Below are 19300 nucleotides of genomic sequence, written 5' to 3'. Positions count from 1 at the left end.
AATTCTTGCTATGAAATAACAAGAGAGTGTATGCTTTTATAGCATATACTCTCTTATATTTTGCTGCAGGAAAATTCTGATAATATAAAAAATAAATTATTATGCTATAATATACAAAGAATAATAGGAGGTGCACAGATGACGCGATATTTACTTCGACGTATATGGTATATGTTTTTAACCCTTTTCATAATAGCAACAGTATCTTTTTTTCTTATGAAGTTTTTACCAGGAAGTCCACTTAAGGCAGAAGATAAGTTAAGTGAAGAGCAAAAAGCGATTGTCTTAGAAAAATACGGATTAGACGATCCAATCCCAGTTCAATATGTTCGTTATCTAGGAAATCTGGTACAAGGAGATTTAGGTGTGTCATTTGCTTATGATAATACACCTGTAATGGATATTTTAATGAGTAAAATAGGACCATCTGCTTTACTAGGTGCACAGGCATTAGTACTTGGCACAATAGTAGGAATTCTTCTTGGATTGATCTCATCTATTTTCCGAAATGGACCAATTGATTTTATATCAACAATTATAGCGGTATTGGGTACATCTATACCATCGTTTGTATTTGCTGGTTTATTGCAGTACTATTTTGCTGTCCAGTGGGACTTGTTACCGGTAGCATTATGGGATGGATACGAATATACAATCCTACCAACTATTGCTTTAGCAATAACTCCTCTAGCAATTTCTGCTAGATTTATTAGAACAGAAATGATTGAAGTTTTACATTCTCAGTATATTACAACTGCTCGTGCTAAAGGGGTTGCAGAGTCTGGAATCATCTTTAAGCATGGTTTACGAAATGCTTTAATTCCCTTAATAACTGTTATAGGTCCAATGGCTGTTAACTTGATGACAGGCTCATTAGTAATTGAAAAAATATTCGCAATTCCTGGAATTGGTGAGCAGTTCGTTTCATCAGTTACTGTAAATGATTATCAGACTATCATGGGAACAACACTATTATATGCATTTGCATTTGTTGTCATCATCTTAATCATTGACCTCCTTTATGGATTGATAGATCCGAGAATTAGAATTGCAGGAGGAAAGAAATAGGATGGATAAAAATAATCTAAAAAATATAGATAAAAATTTATTTAAACCTCTTAAGCAAGAAGAGAGTATTAGTGAGAGAATCACTGCTCCAAGTAGAACTTTTGGACAAGATGCGAGAAGAACTTTATTTAAAAATAAACCTGCAATTATTAGTATCTTTGTAATCCTGTTGATTATAGTCTTGAGTATATTTGGACCTTATTTCACTGGATATGATAGTAATGGTCAGGATTTGTCTCGTGCTAAATTACCTCCTAGAGTACCGGTATTGGAGAAGGTTTCTTGGCTTGGGCTGGATGGTACATTATCAGGGACTTATAAAGGTGTCTCAGTAGAGGATGCAACAAACAAGGCCTATGCTCGTTATAAGAGTGATGAAGAGTTTATTGATATTAAAGTATTAGATGAAGGTAATGGGGAAAGAAATTCAGCTTCTGTAAAAGCGACTTTCCATATTTACGACCAAAAAAAGTTAGATGATACGTATTTCTGGTTTGGTACAGATACACTTGGACGTGATCAATGGACAAGACTTTGGGAAGGAACTCGAGTTTCTCTCATTATTGCGTTTGTTGCAGCTGCGCTTGATTTATTAATAGGTGTTGCATATGGTGGTATCTCTGGCTTCTATGGTGGAAGAGTAGATAATGTTTTACAACGTATAGCAGAAGTGCTAGTGGGTATACCTAATTTAGTAATCATTTTATTAATGATGTTAATTCTAAAACCAGGTATTATTTCTATTGTTGTAGCATTAACAATTACAGGTTGGATTGGCATGTCACGTGTCGTTCGCGGTGAAGTAATGAAACTTACTAACCAGGAATTTGTTCTGGCAGCAAAAACATTAGGAACCTCAAACGGTACGATAATTAGAAAGCACTTAATTCCTAATATCAGTGGTATCATAATTGTTAACACCATGTTCTCTATTCCTGGAGCTATTTTCTTCGAAGCATTTTTAAGTTTCATCGGTTTAGGTATTGTACCACCAGACGCTTCTTTAGGTGCTTTAATTGAACTAGGATTTGCAAACTTAAGATTATACCCATATTTATTAGTATTCCCAGCAGTTGTATTATCAGTACTAATGATTGCATTTAACATTTTAGGTGATGGTTTAAGAGATGCATTTGATCCTAAGATGCATAAATAGAAAGTAGGTGTTTAATAAATGAGTAAATTATTAGAAGTCAAAGATTTAAGAGTATCATTTAACACCTACAATGGTGAGGTACAAGCTGTTCGTGGTGTTAGTTTTGATCTGAATAAAGGGGAAACATTAGCAATAGTAGGAGAATCTGGTTCTGGTAAATCGGTTACTTCTAATGCGATTATGAGACTTCTTCCTGAGCCGCAAAGTGTGATTAAAACAGGTGAAATTCTTTTTGAAGGAGAAGATCTAGTTAAGAAATCCAAAAAAGAGATGCAAAAAATTCGCGGAAAAGATATTTCAATGGTGTTTCAGGATCCGATGTCTTCTTTGAACCCAACAATGAAAATTGGAAATCAAATCATGGAAGGCTTAATTAAGCACCAAAACATGAACAAGTCTGATGCAAAAAAACGCGCCTTAGAATTACTTGAATTAGTTGGTATTCCACAGCCAGAAGTACGAATTAATCAGTTTCCGCATCAATTCTCAGGTGGAATGCGCCAACGGGTGGTTGTAGCGATTGCTCTTGCATGTAATCCGAAGATTTTAATTGCTGATGAACCAACAACAGCACTTGATGTTACAATTCAGGCACAAATTCTAGAGTTGATGAAAGATATTCAAAAGAAAACAGATAGTGCAATTATCTTTATTACTCATGATCTTGGTGTTGTGGCAAATGTGGCAGATCGTGTTGCTGTAATGTATGCTGGTAAAATTGTTGAAATTGGTACGGTAGATGATATATTCTATAATCCAAAACATCCATATACTTGGGGACTAATCGGATCTATGCCGACACTTGATAGTGACGATGAAGAGTTGTTTGCTATACCTGGTAGCCCGCCAAATATGTTAAAGCCGCCAGTCGGAGATGCGTTTGCATCTAGAAATAAATATGCACTAGAAATTGATAAAGTAATGGAGCCGCCTATGTTTAAGGTTTCAGATACTCATTATGCAGCTACGTGGTTATTGCATGAAGATGCTCCACATATGGAACCGCCAGAATCAGTTAAGCAAAGAATGTTAGGTTTCTCGCAAACTGGTAAAAAGGATGGTGGAAAACGTTGACTAGAGAAAAATTACTAGAGGTTAAGAATTTACAAAAACATTTCTCAGCTGGAAGAGATCGGGTAATAAAAGCCGTAGATGGTGTATCCTTTGATATTTTTAAAGGAGAAACCTTTGGTCTGGTTGGAGAATCTGGTTGTGGAAAGTCAACAACAGGTAGAACAATCATTCGTCTTTACGATGCAACAGGTGGAGAAGTGAAATTTGAAGGTGAAGATGTGCATGGGAAAAAATCAAAGGCAGAGCTTCGCAAATTTAACCAAAAAATGCAAATGATTTTCCAAGACCCACATTCTTCTCTAAATCCGCGTATGACAGTACTGGATATTATTGCAGAAGGAATTGATAATCATAATCTTGCAAAAACACCAGAAGAGCGTCGTCAAAGAGTTGAAGAACTCCTTGAAGTAGTAGGGTTGAATAAAGAGCATGCTACACGTTTTCCGCATGAATTCAGCGGCGGTCAAAGGCAGAGAATTGGAATTGCTCGCGCCCTAGCTGTTGAGCCAGATTTCATTATCTGTGATGAGCCTATTTCTGCATTAGACGTTTCTATTCAAGCACAGGTAGTAAATCTTTTGAAAAAGCTCCAAAAAGAGCGTGGATTGACTTATTTATTTATTGCTCATGATCTTTCCATGGTTAAATATATTAGTGATCGTATTGGTGTTATGTATATGGGTAATATGGTAGAGCTTGCAGAAGCAGATGAATTGTATGAAAACCCAATTCACCCATACACAAAATCATTACTATCCGCAATTCCACTTCCAGATCCGCGTTATGAACGTGAGCGCAAGAGAATTGCATATGATCCATCTGTACATGATACTAATGAGCCAGCTGAGTTAAGAGAAGTAACTCCAGGTCACTATGTACGCTGCACAGAGAAAGAACTAGAGAAATATAAAAGAGAATTAAGCCTTAAGAAAAACTAAGCAAATTTTAGTCTATAAAAGAAGACCCTCCCAAATAATCCTTGCCAACGTGCAAGGATTTTTTATTTCCCGAGAAATCATCTTTTATGTTTTTCCCTAATTTTTAAGAAATAATCTTCCAAAACAAAAAAATCGTATACAAATAAACGATAAAATTCGACATTGAATAAAATAAACGAATATAACAACATTTTACTTTAGTATCCATGTTATGATCGTTAAGAAAGTCCATATGAATAATGGTAGAAGTCTAAAAAATTTTAAAAAAACTACATGTCTAAGATAAAATAAAGGAAAATAAGAATGGTATAACATTTCTATAGGAGTTCATCATGATAAATCCAATATTAAAACCGCAATACGATAAAGCGATTCAACAAACAAAAAGCCATATAATGAATGATGTAAATAAGTATTTAGAGAAACAAGATCGTCTGCCTACTTTCAAACAATATATGGATGACCGAAAAGTATTTATAGAGCAGATTTGGCTAAATACTTGGCTTAATACTGCAACTAGTCATATCAAGTATGCTGAAAAGAAACAATATCTCACCAATAAAGGATTGGACATTAATGATCTTAATAAAAAGGTTATTAACCGATTATTTAGAAGTGAAATTCGTGAGGTTGAAGTATTCTGTTATGAAGAATGGTTAAGAAAAAACCTCGGGGATAAAAAAGAAGAATGGGAAAAAAGATATAAAGAAAGACGAGAAAACTATTTGCAAACCGTAGAAGAACAGAAAAATCTAGAAGCAAAACGTAAATATAAAATGAAATTCTCTTATTATATTGAGCAATTGATGGAAAAGCATTATGAAGAATTGTTTCTCTATGTTCGCTATTTAACAGGAAGTAATATTGCGCTAGAGATAGAACGGAATGGCATTGTTTTATCTTCGATGGAGTTAACCTTTGAAGAATATTTATCAAATGAAATGAATATGCCCTATAACCAATTTTACTTTTTAGAAGACCGGACAGAAGCATATGAAGATTTAATCTTTCAGCATTTAATTGACTTTTTTCCGACATGGCTGAAAGATAAATTGCCTAATCGAATAAAAGAAGAATATGAAGACATATTTGACCATTCCTTAAGCAATTCTTTTTTACTAGAAGTAAGCACGCCTTTACTGGAAGAAATAACAGAAGAGTTTCTTGAAGATTTGTTTTCTGAGTATGTAATCGATTTGGAAAAATTATTAGATATTCCTTTTGATGTAGAGATTCATAAAGAGATTATGGAAAAAGACCGTCAAAGGAAGGAACAGAAGGAAGCAGAAGATCGCGAGGAGCAAAGACGACGTAAAGAAGAAGAAGCAAGAATGATTGAGGATATATTTGGAAGAGAATATTATCCTCCAACTAATATAGATGTTAAATATATCCTTCATACTGGAGAAACAAATACTGGTAAAACATTTCAAGCAATTAAACGAATGATGGAAGCTTCCAGCGGTTTATATTTAGCGCCATTAAGATTATTAGCATTGGAAATTTATGAGAAGCTGAATCAGCAAGGAATTCCATGTTCGCTAAAAACAGGGGAAGAAGAAAAGCTTGTTCTGGAAGCTCAACATCAATCGAGTACAGTAGAAATGTTTCATGAAAAGGATTTTTACGAAGTTGTTGTCATTGATGAGGCACAAATGATTGCGGACAGAGAACGAGGATTCTCATGGTATCGTGCTATCACCAAGACAAATGCACAAGAGGTCCATATTATCGCAAGTCTGCATGCCAAAAACATGATTCTACAGTTATTAGGTGATATAGATGTAGAGGTTCATGAATATCGACGGGAGACACCGTTACAGGTAGAAAATGAGTTATTTCAATTAAGTCATACAAGAAAGGGAGACGCATTAGTGTGTTTCTCTAGAAGAAGTGTCTTAGAAACAGCCTCTGAGTTACAAAGAAAAGGGTGGCAAGTCAGTATCATCTATGGAAGTATGCCACCAGAAGCAAGAAAAAAACAAATGGAGCGCTTTATTAAGGGAGAAACGAAAGTTATTGTTTCAACAGATGCAATTGGGATGGGGCTTAATTTACCAATAAGGAGAATTGTCTTCTTAGAGAATGACAAATTTGATGGGATAAGAAGAAGGATGTTAACCTCACAGGAAGTGAAGCAGATTGCAGGTAGAGCAGGAAGAAAGGGGATATATGATATTGGGCGAGTTGCTTTCACCAGTGACCGTAAAAGGATGAAGTATTTATTAGAAAAAAGAGACGAAGACTTGTATGGATTCACAATAGCACCAACAAGTGCTGTTTTAGAAAGATTTCAAAAGTATTCCAATAATTTGGGGCTGTTCTTTTATTTATGGGGACATTTTAAAAGCCCAGAAGGAACAAGAAAGGCTTCACTAGCAGAGGAAATGCAGCTATATGAAATGATTATGGATACGATGGTCGAAGCGAGAATGTCCCTGCATGATTTATTTAGTTTTCTGAAACTACCATTCGCCACAAGTGAAGCCTCATTACGAGCGCAATGGAAAGCAAATATGGAGGCAATTGTGGAAAACAGGGATTTACCAGAACCAAAAATTAAACAAGATAGTTTGGAGGAACTGGAGCTCGGTTATAAAGCGATTGGTCTGCACTTATTATTCCTATATAGATTAGAAAGAAGGACAGAAGCCTATTATTGGGAAAAGGTAAGACAGGAATTGAGTGACCAAATAAACGATCAGTTAAAGACTGGGTTTAAAGGTAAGAAACGGACGAAGCAATGCAAGAAATGCGGGAAAGAACTATCGGCTAAGTTTAAATTTGCTGTTTGTAATGAATGTTTTTATTAGACATAAATTGATACGCATAAAGGCTTTGAATGTAAGAGAAGGGTGAGAAGTAGCAAATGCAGTCATCCTCACCCTTTGTTTTCCAGGTTGTAAAGTAATTGAAAAGCAAAGGGTTATTCAAGCACCGTTTTACTTACAAAATTATTAGTAGCAAATACAAAGCATAGGCTTGTAAAGTTAAAGCGATGAAAAAAGTAATATAAACTAGATGAAAAAGAAGAAAATAGAACAAATTCCCTTTTCATTTTTATTGTAAATACTATACTATTAAAATAGAAAATAAGTTAAGGAAGGTAATCAAATGGATTCTAAATTTAAGTTTGGCATTCGCTCCAAAATTATCCTTGGTTACATTGTTATCATTCTTTGCTTACTTGTGTCAGTAATTTTACTAAATAATCAAATACGCTCCCTTCAACAGGAACGTAATTCGATTATCAATTACGATTCTCGCATACATGAACTTACATCTTCTATTGAGAAAAGTGTATTAGATATGGAGACAGGTCAGCGTGGATACATAATCACAGGTAACCAAAGTTACTTAATTCCGTATAATGATGGGAAGGAAAATTGGAAAGAGCAATTTGAGGAATTGTATCAATTAATGAGTAATAAACCTGCACAACAGCGGAATTTACTCGAAATAAAGGAAAATATTTTGAATTGGATTAATACGGCTGGTGAGCCAACCATCCAATATAAAGCACAAAATAATACAGAAGCTCTTGAAGAATTTTTCAAAGAGGATAATGGACGAGATTATATAAACGAGATTACAGAAAAATTTACGAATCTTAGAGATACAGAGAAGGATGCATCGGCCAAGCAGGCAACAAAGCTGGACAAACAAAATAATGGTTTAACAGTAGGACTATTCGGCGTATTAGTCTTGATTTCACTTGTTGCTATTAGTCTGGCTGGACAAACTTCTAAATCGATTGTTAGAACAATAAAGGAAGTAACAGGATCTATTAAAACAATCGCTGCCTCTAAAGGAAATGTCAGTACTCGTATTCATGTCCGGACAAACGATGAAATAAGAGAGCTTGCAGAAGCGACAAATAGCCTCCTTGATACAGTTGAACAGAGAGAATGGTTACAGTCGAACGTTGCTGATATTGTGATGAAATTTCAAGGAATTCCTTCTATTGAATTGTTAACTAGTGTGTTTATAACAGAAATAGCGCTAAAAACAAATGCAAGCTTTGGAGCCTTTTATGTAAAAGACGCCCAACAGAAAAAAGAAACCTACATAAAAATGGCAACATTTGCTGAATCTGGAGATACGATTGGACGAGAGACCTTCCAAATAGGAGAAGGCCTAATTGGTCAAAGTGCTAAAGAACAGCGTGTTCTTCATTATCAAGAAATCCCAAGTGATTATCGCTTAATTGCAACAGGGTTAGGGGATGTTTCTCCACGTAGTATTATCATTGTACCTGTTATGTTTGAGGGGGAGGCTATTGCTGTACTTGAACTTGCTACAATGACAGAATTTACAACCCTTCAACAAAATCTCATTACTGGGATAGTGGAGACATTTGGATTAACGATTAATAGTATTATGGGTAGAATGGAAATCGTTCGCTTATTAAATGAATCTAGAGCAATGACGGAAGAGTTACAAGTTCAATCAGAAGAGCTACAAACACAGTCAGAAGAATTACAGTCACAATCAGAAGAGCTGCAAATGCAAAAAGAAGAGCTGATGGCTACTAATGAACAGCTTGAAGATCGAACAAGGGAAGCAGAAGCCAAGACGAGGGATTTAGAAAAAGCAAAAGAGGAATTAGAAGAGAAAACAGAGTTGGTTATTCAAAATTCTAATTATAAATCAGAGTTTTTAGCTAATATGTCCCACGAATTAAGAACACCGCTAAATAGTATTCTAATTCTTTCAGAAATGTTAGCGGAGAATGATTCGAATCATCTATCGGAAGAAGAAATGGAGTTTGCGAATGTTATTCATTCCTCTGGTAAAGATCTTCTTTCGCTTATAAATGATATTCTTGATCTTTCCAAGGTAGAAGCAGGCAAGCTTGATGTTCATTTTGGAGAAGTAAGCATTCATGATATTACTTCACAATTGGAGCGAAGCTTCGCGCCTATCGCTAACCAGAAGGAAGTAGAATTTTTAGTAAACAAACAGGAAGGTCTCCAAGACATCGTATTTACAGATGAAAAGAGATTCCAACAAATTATTAAAAATCTATTATCCAATGCCTTTAAATTTACGGAAAACGGAACAGTTTCCTTAAATATTAAGAAGAGAAATCAGATTAGCCGCAGTATGAGAGAATTAAGTAGTGAGTGGCTGGAAATTTCCGTAACGGACACTGGGATTGGCATCCCGAAAGATAAACATAAATTAATCTTTGAAACATTCCAGCAAGCAGATGGCGCCACTGTACGTAAATATGGAGGTACTGGTTTAGGTCTTTCCATTTGTAGAGAGTTTGCTAGATTGCTAGGTGGTTGGATTTCCTTGAAGAGTGAGGAAGGTAAGGGCAGTACTTTTACCCTCATTATTCCAAGTCTTCCGAATGGAATAGCAGACACCCAACTTAATATTAGTGAGATGAATGTAGCTGCTACTATGGAAGTGAAAAAGCAAGAAGCTCGACAAGAAATAGATAAGGAAGAACAGAAACAGGAAGAAGAAAGAAAAACAGAAATTGTGATTTCTAAGGATGAGAACGAGGATGTGTTTAAAGGGAAAAAGGTATTGATTGTAGACGATGATAATCGAAATATCTTTGCTCTTAAAACGACTCTTGAAAAAAGAGGAATGGATGTTCTTGTTGCCTATAACGGAAAGGAATGCTTAGACATTCTGGATAGAACTATAGATTTGGATGTTATCCTAATGGATATTATGATGCCGAATATGAATGGATATGAAACCATGACAATTATCCGTCAAACGTTGAATCTGACAGAGATACCAATTATCGCATTAACGGCAAAGGCGATGAAGAATGACCGTGAAAAATGTTTAGAGGCGGGAGCATCTGATTATATCAGTAAGCCGTTAGATTTGGATCAATTATACTCCGTCTTAAGAGTATGGTTAGCTTAGCTAAGTAAGGAGGAACGGAGATGGATCATCTATTCCTGAATAATGATCAAGAGGTAGAGAATCAAGATCATGCAGACATCGAAGTAGATCTGCTGCTTGAAGGGATTTTTCGATTATCAGGTTTTGATTTTCGTCAATATAACCGATCTTCTATTACACGCAGAATCTACTATAGAATGAAAATGGATAATATTCCTACGATTACGAGATTGCTGGAAAGAGTGATTCATGAAGAGGCATTCCTTGAACAACTTCTTAATGATTTTTCTATCAATGTAACAGAAATGTTTAGGAATCCAAGCTTTTTTCGTTCTTTTAGAGCGCAAATCATCCCGTATTTACGAAAGCTTGAAGAAATTCGGATATGGCATGCTGGTTGTGCTACTGGCGAAGAAGTCTTTTCTATGGCCATTTTATTAGAAGAAGAGGGTTTAAAGGATAAGGCGGTTATTTATGCAACAGACATGAATGAAACCGTGCTGGAAAAGGCAAGCAAAGGTGCATTTCCTCTCCACAAAATGCAAGCATATACGAAAAATTATATGCTTGCTGGTGGGACAAATGCCTTCTCAGAATATTATAAAACCGATCATCAATATGCTTATTTTCATTCTGATTTGTTGAAAAATATTATTTTTGCGCAGCATAATCTAGTAACAGATCAATCCTTTAATGAATTTCATGTTATTATTTGTAGAAATGTACTGATTTACTTTAATCCAATGCTTCAGAACCAAGTTCATCACCTATTTTATGAGAGTTTAAGTAAAGAAGGATTTCTAGGTTTAGGGGATAAAGAGACATTGAGTTTTGTTGAAGTAATGCCAAAATATAGAGAGCTTAATGGCGGAGAAAGACTTTATCAAAAGCTTTATTAAGGTTCATCGACCAGCTCTACTTCTTTGTTATAATGAAAGGGGATTTCTTCATAGAAGAAACCCCCTTTTTTATTTATTTATGTAAATAATCAACAATACTATGTCAGTTACTTGCTTTTGCCTGGATCATTAAGACACACATATCATCTGGTTGATTAGACTGCTGTTCTTTTGTAAGTAAATAATCCATTACAGAACTAGTATGTTCCCATCTTTTGGAGGAAATAGAGCGGATTTGTTTTTCTGCCTCGAATTCACAAGGGCCTATCGCTTCCAATACTCCATCTGTATAAAGAATGATTTGGACATCTTTCTCAAAGGAAATCTCCTTTGTATTAATTTCCATTTCGTCAAAAAATCCTACTGCACAAGTACTTTGTTCTAAGGCAACAACATCATTTTCATCAACTAGCATATAGCCATAAGGATGCCCAGCATTAACATACTTAACTGTCTTCTCCTTTGTGTCAATTACTAGATAAATAGCTGTAAAGTAAAAAGGCAGCCCTTCTTTATCATTTTTTAGTAAAGTCATATAGCGATTTAATTCTTTTATAACAAGGTCAGGCTCTACTAATTGTTTAACGGATTCTCTTAGGACAGAGGAGATAAACATGCATACTAAAGAGGCAGAAATGCCGTGCCCCATCATATCTAAAAGGATAATGGCATATTTATCTTCATCTATTTTATGCCAATAATACATATCACCTGCAAGGTTAAAAGAAGGCAGGTAAGAAACTTCAATATGCATATGCTCGTCTTGTAAAGGTGAGCTTAATAGGCTTCTTTGTACATGAGTGGCTAAGTCTAATTCATATTGAATCTTTTTTTCATGTTGGGTATGCCAATCCAGTTCGGCTTTTAATCGCAATGCAACGCGTATTCTTGCGAGGAGTTCAATTTTATTTAGAGGTTTTGTGATATAATCTACGCCGCCAATATCTAACGCTTCTGCGAGTTTATTTTTATCTTCTAATGCTGTGACAAAGATAATCTGAATATCTTTGAGATTTTCCACTTTTTTAATGCGTTTACAAGCTTCAATGCCATCAATCTCTGGCATCATAATATCAAGTAATATTAAGTCCACACTATTCCCTGTGGAGTTAGGAGCATCAAGTTGTAGATAATGAAATAATTCATTAGCTGAGGTTAGCGAGACGCAATCATCGTAACCAGCATTTTTAAGTATTTTTTCCATTACAAATAGATTGACAGTATTGTCATCTACTAAAAGAATAGTCATAATTCTTATAACTCCTTGTCTATTATGATGATAAGAAAACTTATGTATATCTTATTAATTAACAACCATCAATTATGTATAATAATAATTATAACGTTATTTATTAGATAATAATAATTATACGTCCTATATAAAGAGAAGAAATAATGGAGAAAAAATAAAAACATCGGAGCATATGTATTTTCTTTGCCTCGATGTTTTTATTTTTTAATTTTCTCTTAAAGTTAAATATCTCTTGGCTCGCATTGGATACACCCCTGCTGTAAGAAGCAGTGACCATGATGAATGTCCTTCTAAACGACCGATGGAACCATGAAGAATCAGCCCCAGAAATTTCTCTTCAATCGGAAAATTATTTACCTGAAATTGTTTCTTTGTGTGGAGATTAGAAAAATAAACGGTATCTCTTCCATCTATAGTGTTTATTTGAAAGAAATTATCCTCCACCTCTGTACATTTCTCTAGGAGCTGGCTAACTCTTGATAAATCTTTTTGATAATCCCAATCTGAAGCAAAAAATCGAGGATACATTTGTAGATATAATCTATTTAACAATTCCTCACATAACTTTAGCTCATGAAATGTCTGTTCATAAGAAGCTAACATTTTTGTCCACATCGTTTTTTCCTTGTGATCCAGCCATATGGAAAAGTTTTTAAATTCAGATATAAAGTGCTGCATGCTATTACGTTCTTTGGAAATTTTTAAGGCATTGGGTAGGTGAATAAGGAGGAGTAACTCGATAAAAGATTTCTTACATTTATGCCAAGATGCAGGCATGTTATCTTCAAGATAGTCAGTGAGATAACTGGAGAATGTTCGCAGAAATTCATTGCGGAAATAATCAGTAGGATTTTCCTTTTTATATGCTATTAAATCATCTCCGTAATATTCATACAGTCCTCGATAACGCATATTAAATTGGGAGCTGATTTCTATTTTCTTTAGTATTTCACTTCTGCTTTGGGTGCCGGTAAGAGGAATCAGTTTAATTCTTGTTTCTGGAGATTTTTCTCGTTTGCGATGGTTTGTGTGGAAGGAAAAGCTCTTCATAAAAATACAATCAACCTTTCTTTTTCTATTTTATTTTTGGGGATACAGGAGGATTAATCTAGAGGTTAGTTATATTATACCTGGGATTTTAACCTATGTCACTCTCTTAATTGGCTGTTTTTGTAAAATCAGAGAGAGTGGGACAAATGAAAGTATAGAATGGATAAAGACGAACAGTCTTTAAGTTATTAGTGAAAAAGTGGAATGTCCATCGCTCCTTTCCACTCCGTGTTTAATCAAAAAGCCCAAACACTTATACGAAAAATTTTACTAGCATCTCCGTAGAAGGTTTGGGGTTATTTATATGCTAATTTTAATACACTTTATCTCCATTAAAAATAGAGTTTTTTACGATAACATAATCTACATTGCGAATGGCATCTAATTTGTTTCCACCAGCATAAGAGATAGAGGATTGAAGATCTTGTTCCATTTCTGTTAACGTATCTTGCAAGTGACCTTTATGCTCTACATACATTTTTTTGCCTTCCACGTTTTTCTTTTCTCCCTTTTGAAACTCAGAAGCAGAACCGAAATACTCCTTATAAAGCTTTCCATCTTTTTCAATTGTTTCTCCTGGAGATTCTTCATGTCCAGCGAAAAGAGAGCCAATCATAACCATTGTTGCCCCAAAGCGAACGGATTTTGCAATATCCCCATGTGTGCGGATACCACCGTCTGCAATAATAGGTTTGCTTGCAGCTTTTGCACACCAACGCAATGCAGCTAACTGCCAGCCGCCTGTTCCAAAACCTGTTTTAATTTTGGTAATGCAAACTTTACCAGGGCCGATACCTACTTTCGTTGCATCTGCACCAGCATGTTCAAGCTCTCTTACTGCTTCAGGAGTTCCCACATTACCAGCAATAACGAAGCACTTTGGTAAGTGCTTTTTGATGTGTTTAATCATGGCAATGACTGCATTAGAATGACCATGAGCAATATCGATTGTAATAAATTCAGGAACCAAGTTTTCTTCTGCTAATTGTAATATAAAGTCGTACTCTTCCGTTTTTACCCCAACGCTGATAGAAGCAATTAATTCACGAGATTGCATATCACGGATAAAAGCCTTGCGCGTTTCTGGCTGGAAACGGTGCATAATATAGAAATAGCCATTTTCAGCTAAGTATACAGCGATTTTTTCGTCGATGATAGTTTGCATATTGGCAGGAACGACGGGAAGTTTAAATGTGTGACCGCCTAGTGTAACGGTTGTATCACATTCTGAACGACTATCCACAATACATTTAGCGGGAATTAATTGTATATCTTCGTAATCAAACACGTTATCCATAAAATACACTCCTAAATACGAATATTAAGGTCGGTTTGTTTAATAAACGTTCGACCATTAGGTACTTTACATTATTTTGATCAGGATGTCAAAGATTTTTCATATAATGGGGAAATTTTTATTGAAACGTTATCATTTTGAAGAGGATATATTACATAAAGGAATGGGACGAAAAAATGCCTTTTATCAGAAGATAGAAGGCATTTTCAAGTGTAAGGATCTGATTTATAACGGGAAATACAGCTCATAGCTAGGTGGGAGGGAGAGAAATGTGTTTAGTAAGAAAATTTGACCTCAACCGTAGCATCAATGGTTAGCTGTCCTGGTTCTAGATTAGTAGAAACTCCTCCAATCTCCGCAAATGACATTTTTGCTAATGGCATAGGAATACTAGAACCAGATGGGATTTCTATAACCTTTACAGGGATAGGATCGATGGTTATACGCAGAGTTTCAGCAATGGCTCTTGCCTTTGACAAAGCATCTTTAATTGCTCCTTGAAGCGCTCGTTCGTAATGTTCGGAACGATTGCTGACATCAAAGTGAATACTCATGACTTGATTAGCGCCATTTTGTACGGCTGTATCAATAACCGTACCTGCAAGCTGAATGGTTTCGACAAGAATAGCTAGCAGATGGGTTACTCTATAATTTTTGAATACTTGTTGATTTTCCACAAAGTCATATTGCGGAAAAATAGTATAGTCTATTGTTTGGATATTGGAGGAAGGAATGCCTAAACCTAAAATAGCTGTAATAACCTGTTGATGGAGACGGGCATTTTCTTGCTGTGCAGTTGTTACATTTTTCGATTCTGTATTAATACCAAGCGTTATTTTACAAATATTTGGTTCCAGCGACAATTTACTATTTCCATATACCGTTAAGCTTCTTTTAGGTGGTAAAAAGGAGGAGGGCTGGTACATGATTATTCACCTCTGTATATTTATTAAAAAAACACTTTGCCTTGTAATAATGCCATCGCAGTATTTATTTCCTCTAATTCTTCAGCAGAAAGGTGGTCTATTCGTTTCTTTAACTTATTTTCAATTTCAACAAAAACGTGATTCATTACCTTTTTTCCTTCATCTGAAAGCGACATATATTGTTTTCTGCGATCCTTTTCATTTGTAAATTTCCTAATTAGATTTTTTTCTGTTAATTTCTTTAATTCTCGGCTTGTATTTGGTAGTGATATTTGCAGACAGTTGCTTATTTCACTTAGGATAACGGGCTGATTAATGGAAACATATTCAAGAATACTATACTGAATGGGAGTTAAATCATTTGGTCTTAAATCATTGGTTAACGCATGCTTTAGTTGGTAAACAGAAGCAGTAAATGTTATAACTTTTTGAAAAAATTGCTCTTCGTTCAAAAAAATCACCTCAAAGGTAAGATAGCATAAAAAGTTATCAAATAACAATTATCAATTGATAACTAGTTTGTTAGATGGTAGTATAGTTATCAAATGATAACTATGTGGGAGGGGTTTTATGAACGTATTAATTGTCTTTACTCATCCAAACAAGGAAAGCTTAAATGGCGCCTTTTTGAAAAATGTAGTAAAAGGATGCAAGGAAAACGGCTTAATAAAAGATATACAGCTTTTAGATTTATATGAAGAAAATTTTAATCCTATCTTATATTTTGATGAAAAGAATAAAAGACGCCATATGCATAAAAATCCTGTTTTTGCTAAATATAGAGAGCTGTTATTATGGGCGGATAAAGTGGTCTTTATTTATCCAATTTGGTGGGGGAGGCCGCCAGCTATGTTACTTGGATACTTTGATCAAGTTTTCTCAGCTCATTTTGCCTATAAGAATACAGGTAAATATACAGCGAAGGGGTTATTAAAAGGAAAGTCGGTCATTTGTATCTCCACGATGAAAGGACCGAGAATGTATCCATTCTTCCTTTTACATAATGTTCATAAAAATCTCATGAAAAAAGCCGTATTTCAATTTGTAGGAATGAAGAAAGTAAAGTTTTTTGAATTTGGAAACATGGAAGCATCCGGACAAGCGAAAAAGCTAGAAAGGATTTATCGATACTTTAGAAAGATGAATAGTTGAACGGTGGAATTGATTCTATTTTATAAAAATAAGACAGCCTTTTTCTTCTAAAAGTTAGATAATCTATGGACTTGTCTACGGGATAAAAGGATGGTTTGCAACATGGAGAGCTTATAAATATAAAGATGGAGGGAAATAAAAAAGAGGGAGAGACATAAGTGCTTCAATCAAATATAACCACGAACAATTATACATACACACTAATAAATATTGGTATAATTGTTCGCGGTTTAATTAACTTTAAGAAAGAAGGTTTGGGGTGATCACCCGCAGTCTGAATACACTTCGCTTTCCATGGGGCGAGCGCCAAGCCTCCTCGTTCCTGCGGGTGTTTGGACTTTCTCGAGTCTATGTGTATTCAGTCTGCTCCGTTTTTTTCCTAGTAATTTTAGTTTGCTTAAAAATTAAATAATCTTTAAAAACGGAGTGAAATGGAATGAATTGGTTTCACCACTAAAGTAGAGATTGTTCATCTTTATCTATTAAAAATTTTGTTTTGTCCCAGTCGCTTTTTATTATATAGTTCTATTCCAGAATCGAGCTTCCGCTATACCTGTAATAAAGTCATTAATCGTATTTTTAGCAAGATCGAATATACCTGGTTCATGTATTGTTATGCGGCTCTTTTCTAATACCGCATAATTATTAAGGGAAATACCTAAAGGTTTATAATGATTAAAAGTCATTTCGATAAATTCAATAGCTTTCGTTTCCAGCTTCGTACTGGTGCTAATAAGTAGTGCAGCATCAAATAGGCTCGCATCAGCAGTATCGTATATGTCCGTTACTTTTAATTCTCCGTCTATCGTACGCAGATTTTTATCCACGATGCTGAAATTCACTTTATTCGCTGCTAATGTTTGAACCCATTGAAGTAATTGGGCGTTGTCCGGCTCGCCGTTTAAAAGAATTGCTACACAACGAGTGTCAGGTTTCTTTATGGTATTCGCCATGCTTAAGGCTGGAGATTTCTTAGCTGACTTTACTTCTAGGTTTTCTTGAGGTAATGCTGCTCCAATGTTTTTGGCCACTTCTTCCGCAATACTGCGATCAATTCGATTAAGGAGAGCGACTGCATTGTTTTTCACCGCTTCTGTTTTACACTTTCCAAGTTCAAAGCTAAAAGCATCTTTTAGATGTTGTTGTTCAAATGGTGCTAAGCTATTATAAAAAAGTTTAGCTTGTGAATAGAAATCAAGGAAACTTTCACTACGGCCTCTAACTTTTCTACCATCTACTTTTTCTTGGTAGTGTTCATAACCGCCTTGCTCAACAGATACTGGTTCTGGCTGATTATTATTCAAGGCATTCTTATGATAGCTTGTTTCTCCATGGTGGATGGTCATTTGATGCATACCATCCCGTTGGTTATTGTGAAAAGGACAAACTGGTTGGTTAATCGGAATTTGGTGGAAATTAGGTCCGCCAAGTCTAGACAATTGCGTATCTGTGTAAGAGAATAGACGTCCTTGTAATAATGGATCATTAGAAAAATCGATTCCTGGAACAACATGCCCAGGATGGAAAGCAACTTGTTCTGTTTCCGCAAAGAAATTATCGACATTTCGATTTAAGGTTAGCTTTCCAACGATTTTAACAGGAACCTCCTCTTCTGGCCATATTTTTGTAGGATCTAATATATCGAAATCAAAGGCAAATTCGTCTTCTTCAGGAATGAGTTGCAAACCGAGCTCCCATTCAGGATAGTCGCCCTTATCGATCGCCTCGTATAAGTCTTGGCGGTGGAAATCGGGATTTTTTCCAGCAGCCTTTTGTGCTTCATCCCAAACCTGTGAATGAATGCCGAGCTTTGGTTTCCAATGAAATTTAACAAAATGAGCTTGCCCCTCTTTATTTATAAGGCGGAAGGTATGTACTCCGAAACCTTCCATCATGCGGAGGCTACGCGGGATAGCACGATCGCTCATTGCCCACATCACCATATGGGCTGATTCATGATTTTGACCAATGAAGTCCCAAAATGTGTCATGTGCACTTGCTCCTTGTGGAATTTCATTATGTGGTTCAGGTTTTACAGCATGCACAAAATCAGGAAATTTAATGGCGTCTTGAATGAAGAAGACGGGAATGTTATTGCCAACTAAATCATAATTCCCTTCATCTGTATAGAATTTAACAGCAAATCCTCGTACGTCTCGAACGGTATCACTAGAACCTCTAGATCCTTGGACAGTAGAAAAACGAACAAATACAGGTGTAGTTTTATTTGTATCATTTAAGAAGTCAGCTTTCGTGTAGGCTTCAAGGGATTCATATAATTGAAATACACCGTGTGCACCAACTCCTCGGGCGTGAACAATGCGCTCAGGAATTCGTTCATGGTCAAAGTGAGTCATTTTTTCTCGAAAGTGAAAGTCCTCCATTAAAGTGGGACCTCTTAATCCTGCCTTTAAAGAGAATTCATCTTCTGCCATTTTTAAGCCTTGATTGGTTGTTAACCCCGCATTTTGTTCATTATCAATGGTGTATTTTTTTAACTGGTCTATTTTTTTATTTTCCATTTCAATACCCCCTAAATGATAGTATGTATCAGTTATAATCGTTATTTTTAATTAATACCCAGCATCCTGTATTTAAAACACGGCAAAATAAA

Annotated in this window: 14 protein-coding genes; 8 read left to right on the top strand and 6 right to left on the bottom strand. The window is 35.4% G+C overall.

What is annotated here, in order from left to right; all coding sequences use genetic code 11:
* The first annotated feature begins 138 nt into the window (after positions 1-138).
* The 7 genes from opp3b to NX902_RS23765 all read left to right on the top strand — a co-directional run bounded on the left by opp3b (position 139) and on the right by NX902_RS23765 (position 11009).
* The gene (gene opp3b, locus NX902_RS23795) at positions 139-1068 is read left to right on the top strand and encodes an oligopeptide ABC transporter permease (RefSeq protein ID WP_163188380.1); all 930 of its coding nucleotides are present in this window, start codon (positions 139-141) and stop codon (positions 1066-1068) included.
* Position 1069: 1 nt separating this feature from the next.
* Complete coding sequence (opp3C, locus tag NX902_RS23790; protein WP_163188378.1) at positions 1070-2224, top strand: oligopeptide ABC transporter permease; 1155 nt, start codon at positions 1070-1072, stop codon at positions 2222-2224.
* A gap of 18 nt (positions 2225-2242) precedes the next feature.
* Positions 2243-3298 (top strand): ABC transporter ATP-binding protein, encoded by a 1056-nt coding sequence (locus NX902_RS23785; RefSeq protein WP_095329408.1) that lies wholly within the window; start codon positions 2243-2245, stop codon positions 3296-3298.
* The gene (locus NX902_RS23780; RefSeq protein WP_095329409.1) at positions 3295-4236 is read left to right on the top strand and encodes an ABC transporter ATP-binding protein; all 942 of its coding nucleotides are present in this window, start codon (positions 3295-3297) and stop codon (positions 4234-4236) included. Before NX902_RS23785 ends, NX902_RS23780 begins: the two co-directional genes overlap by 4 nt.
* Positions 4237-4568: 332 nt before the next feature.
* Positions 4569-7049 carry a DEAD/DEAH box helicase gene (locus NX902_RS23775; protein WP_172859490.1) on the top strand — a complete coding sequence of 827 codons (2481 nt, stop codon included), beginning with the start codon at positions 4569-4571 and terminating at the stop codon, positions 7047-7049.
* Between the two features lie 301 nt (positions 7050-7350).
* Positions 7351-10131 (top strand): ATP-binding protein, encoded by a 2781-nt coding sequence (locus tag NX902_RS23770; protein ID WP_163188377.1) that lies wholly within the window; start codon positions 7351-7353, stop codon positions 10129-10131.
* 20 nt (positions 10132-10151) lie between these two features.
* Complete coding sequence (locus NX902_RS23765) at positions 10152-11009, top strand: CheR family methyltransferase (RefSeq protein WP_123258560.1); 858 nt, start codon at positions 10152-10154, stop codon at positions 11007-11009.
* A gap of 103 nt (positions 11010-11112) precedes the next feature.
* On the opposite strand, the gene NX902_RS23760 is transcribed toward NX902_RS23765, so the two are convergent.
* The 5 genes from NX902_RS23760 to NX902_RS23740 form a co-directional block, all read right to left on the bottom strand.
* Positions 11113-12258, bottom strand: a complete 1146-nt coding sequence (locus tag NX902_RS23760; protein ID WP_095329412.1) for a fused response regulator/phosphatase — start codon at positions 12256-12258, stop codon at positions 11113-11115.
* 207 nt (positions 12259-12465) lie between these two features.
* Entirely contained in the window at positions 12466-13311 is an 846-nt protein-coding gene (locus NX902_RS23755) for a hypothetical protein (RefSeq protein WP_123258559.1), read from the bottom strand.
* Positions 13312-13624: 313 nt separating this feature from the next.
* Positions 13625-14608, bottom strand: a complete 984-nt coding sequence (guaC, locus tag NX902_RS23750; protein ID WP_095329414.1) for a GMP reductase — start codon at positions 14606-14608, stop codon at positions 13625-13627.
* Between the two features lie 275 nt (positions 14609-14883).
* Complete coding sequence (locus NX902_RS23745) at positions 14884-15534, bottom strand: SIMPL domain-containing protein (protein ID WP_163188375.1); 651 nt, start codon at positions 15532-15534, stop codon at positions 14884-14886.
* Positions 15535-15557: 23 nt separating this feature from the next.
* Positions 15558-15995 (bottom strand): MarR family winged helix-turn-helix transcriptional regulator, encoded by a 438-nt coding sequence (locus NX902_RS23740; RefSeq protein WP_235850236.1) that lies wholly within the window; start codon positions 15993-15995, stop codon positions 15558-15560.
* A gap of 109 nt (positions 15996-16104) precedes the next feature.
* Here NX902_RS23740 and NX902_RS23735 point away from each other — a divergent pair, with 109 nt between their 5' ends.
* Positions 16105-16686: an NAD(P)H-dependent oxidoreductase gene (locus NX902_RS23735; protein WP_095329417.1), complete on the top strand. Its 582-nt coding sequence runs from the start codon at positions 16105-16107 to the stop codon at positions 16684-16686.
* Between the two features lie 515 nt (positions 16687-17201).
* On the opposite strand, the gene NX902_RS23730 is transcribed toward NX902_RS23735, so the two are convergent.
* Entirely contained in the window at positions 17202-19208 is a 2007-nt protein-coding gene (locus tag NX902_RS23730; RefSeq protein WP_163188373.1) for a catalase, read from the bottom strand.
* Positions 19209-19300 lie beyond the last annotated feature (92 nt).

This window comes from Niallia sp. FSL W8-0954 (assembly GCF_038005605.1).
Lineage (GTDB): Bacteria > Bacillota > Bacilli > Bacillales > Cytobacillaceae > Niallia > Niallia circulans_A.
The sequence above is the reverse complement of the archived record's forward strand: the minus strand, read 5'-3'. Positions and strand labels throughout refer to the sequence as shown.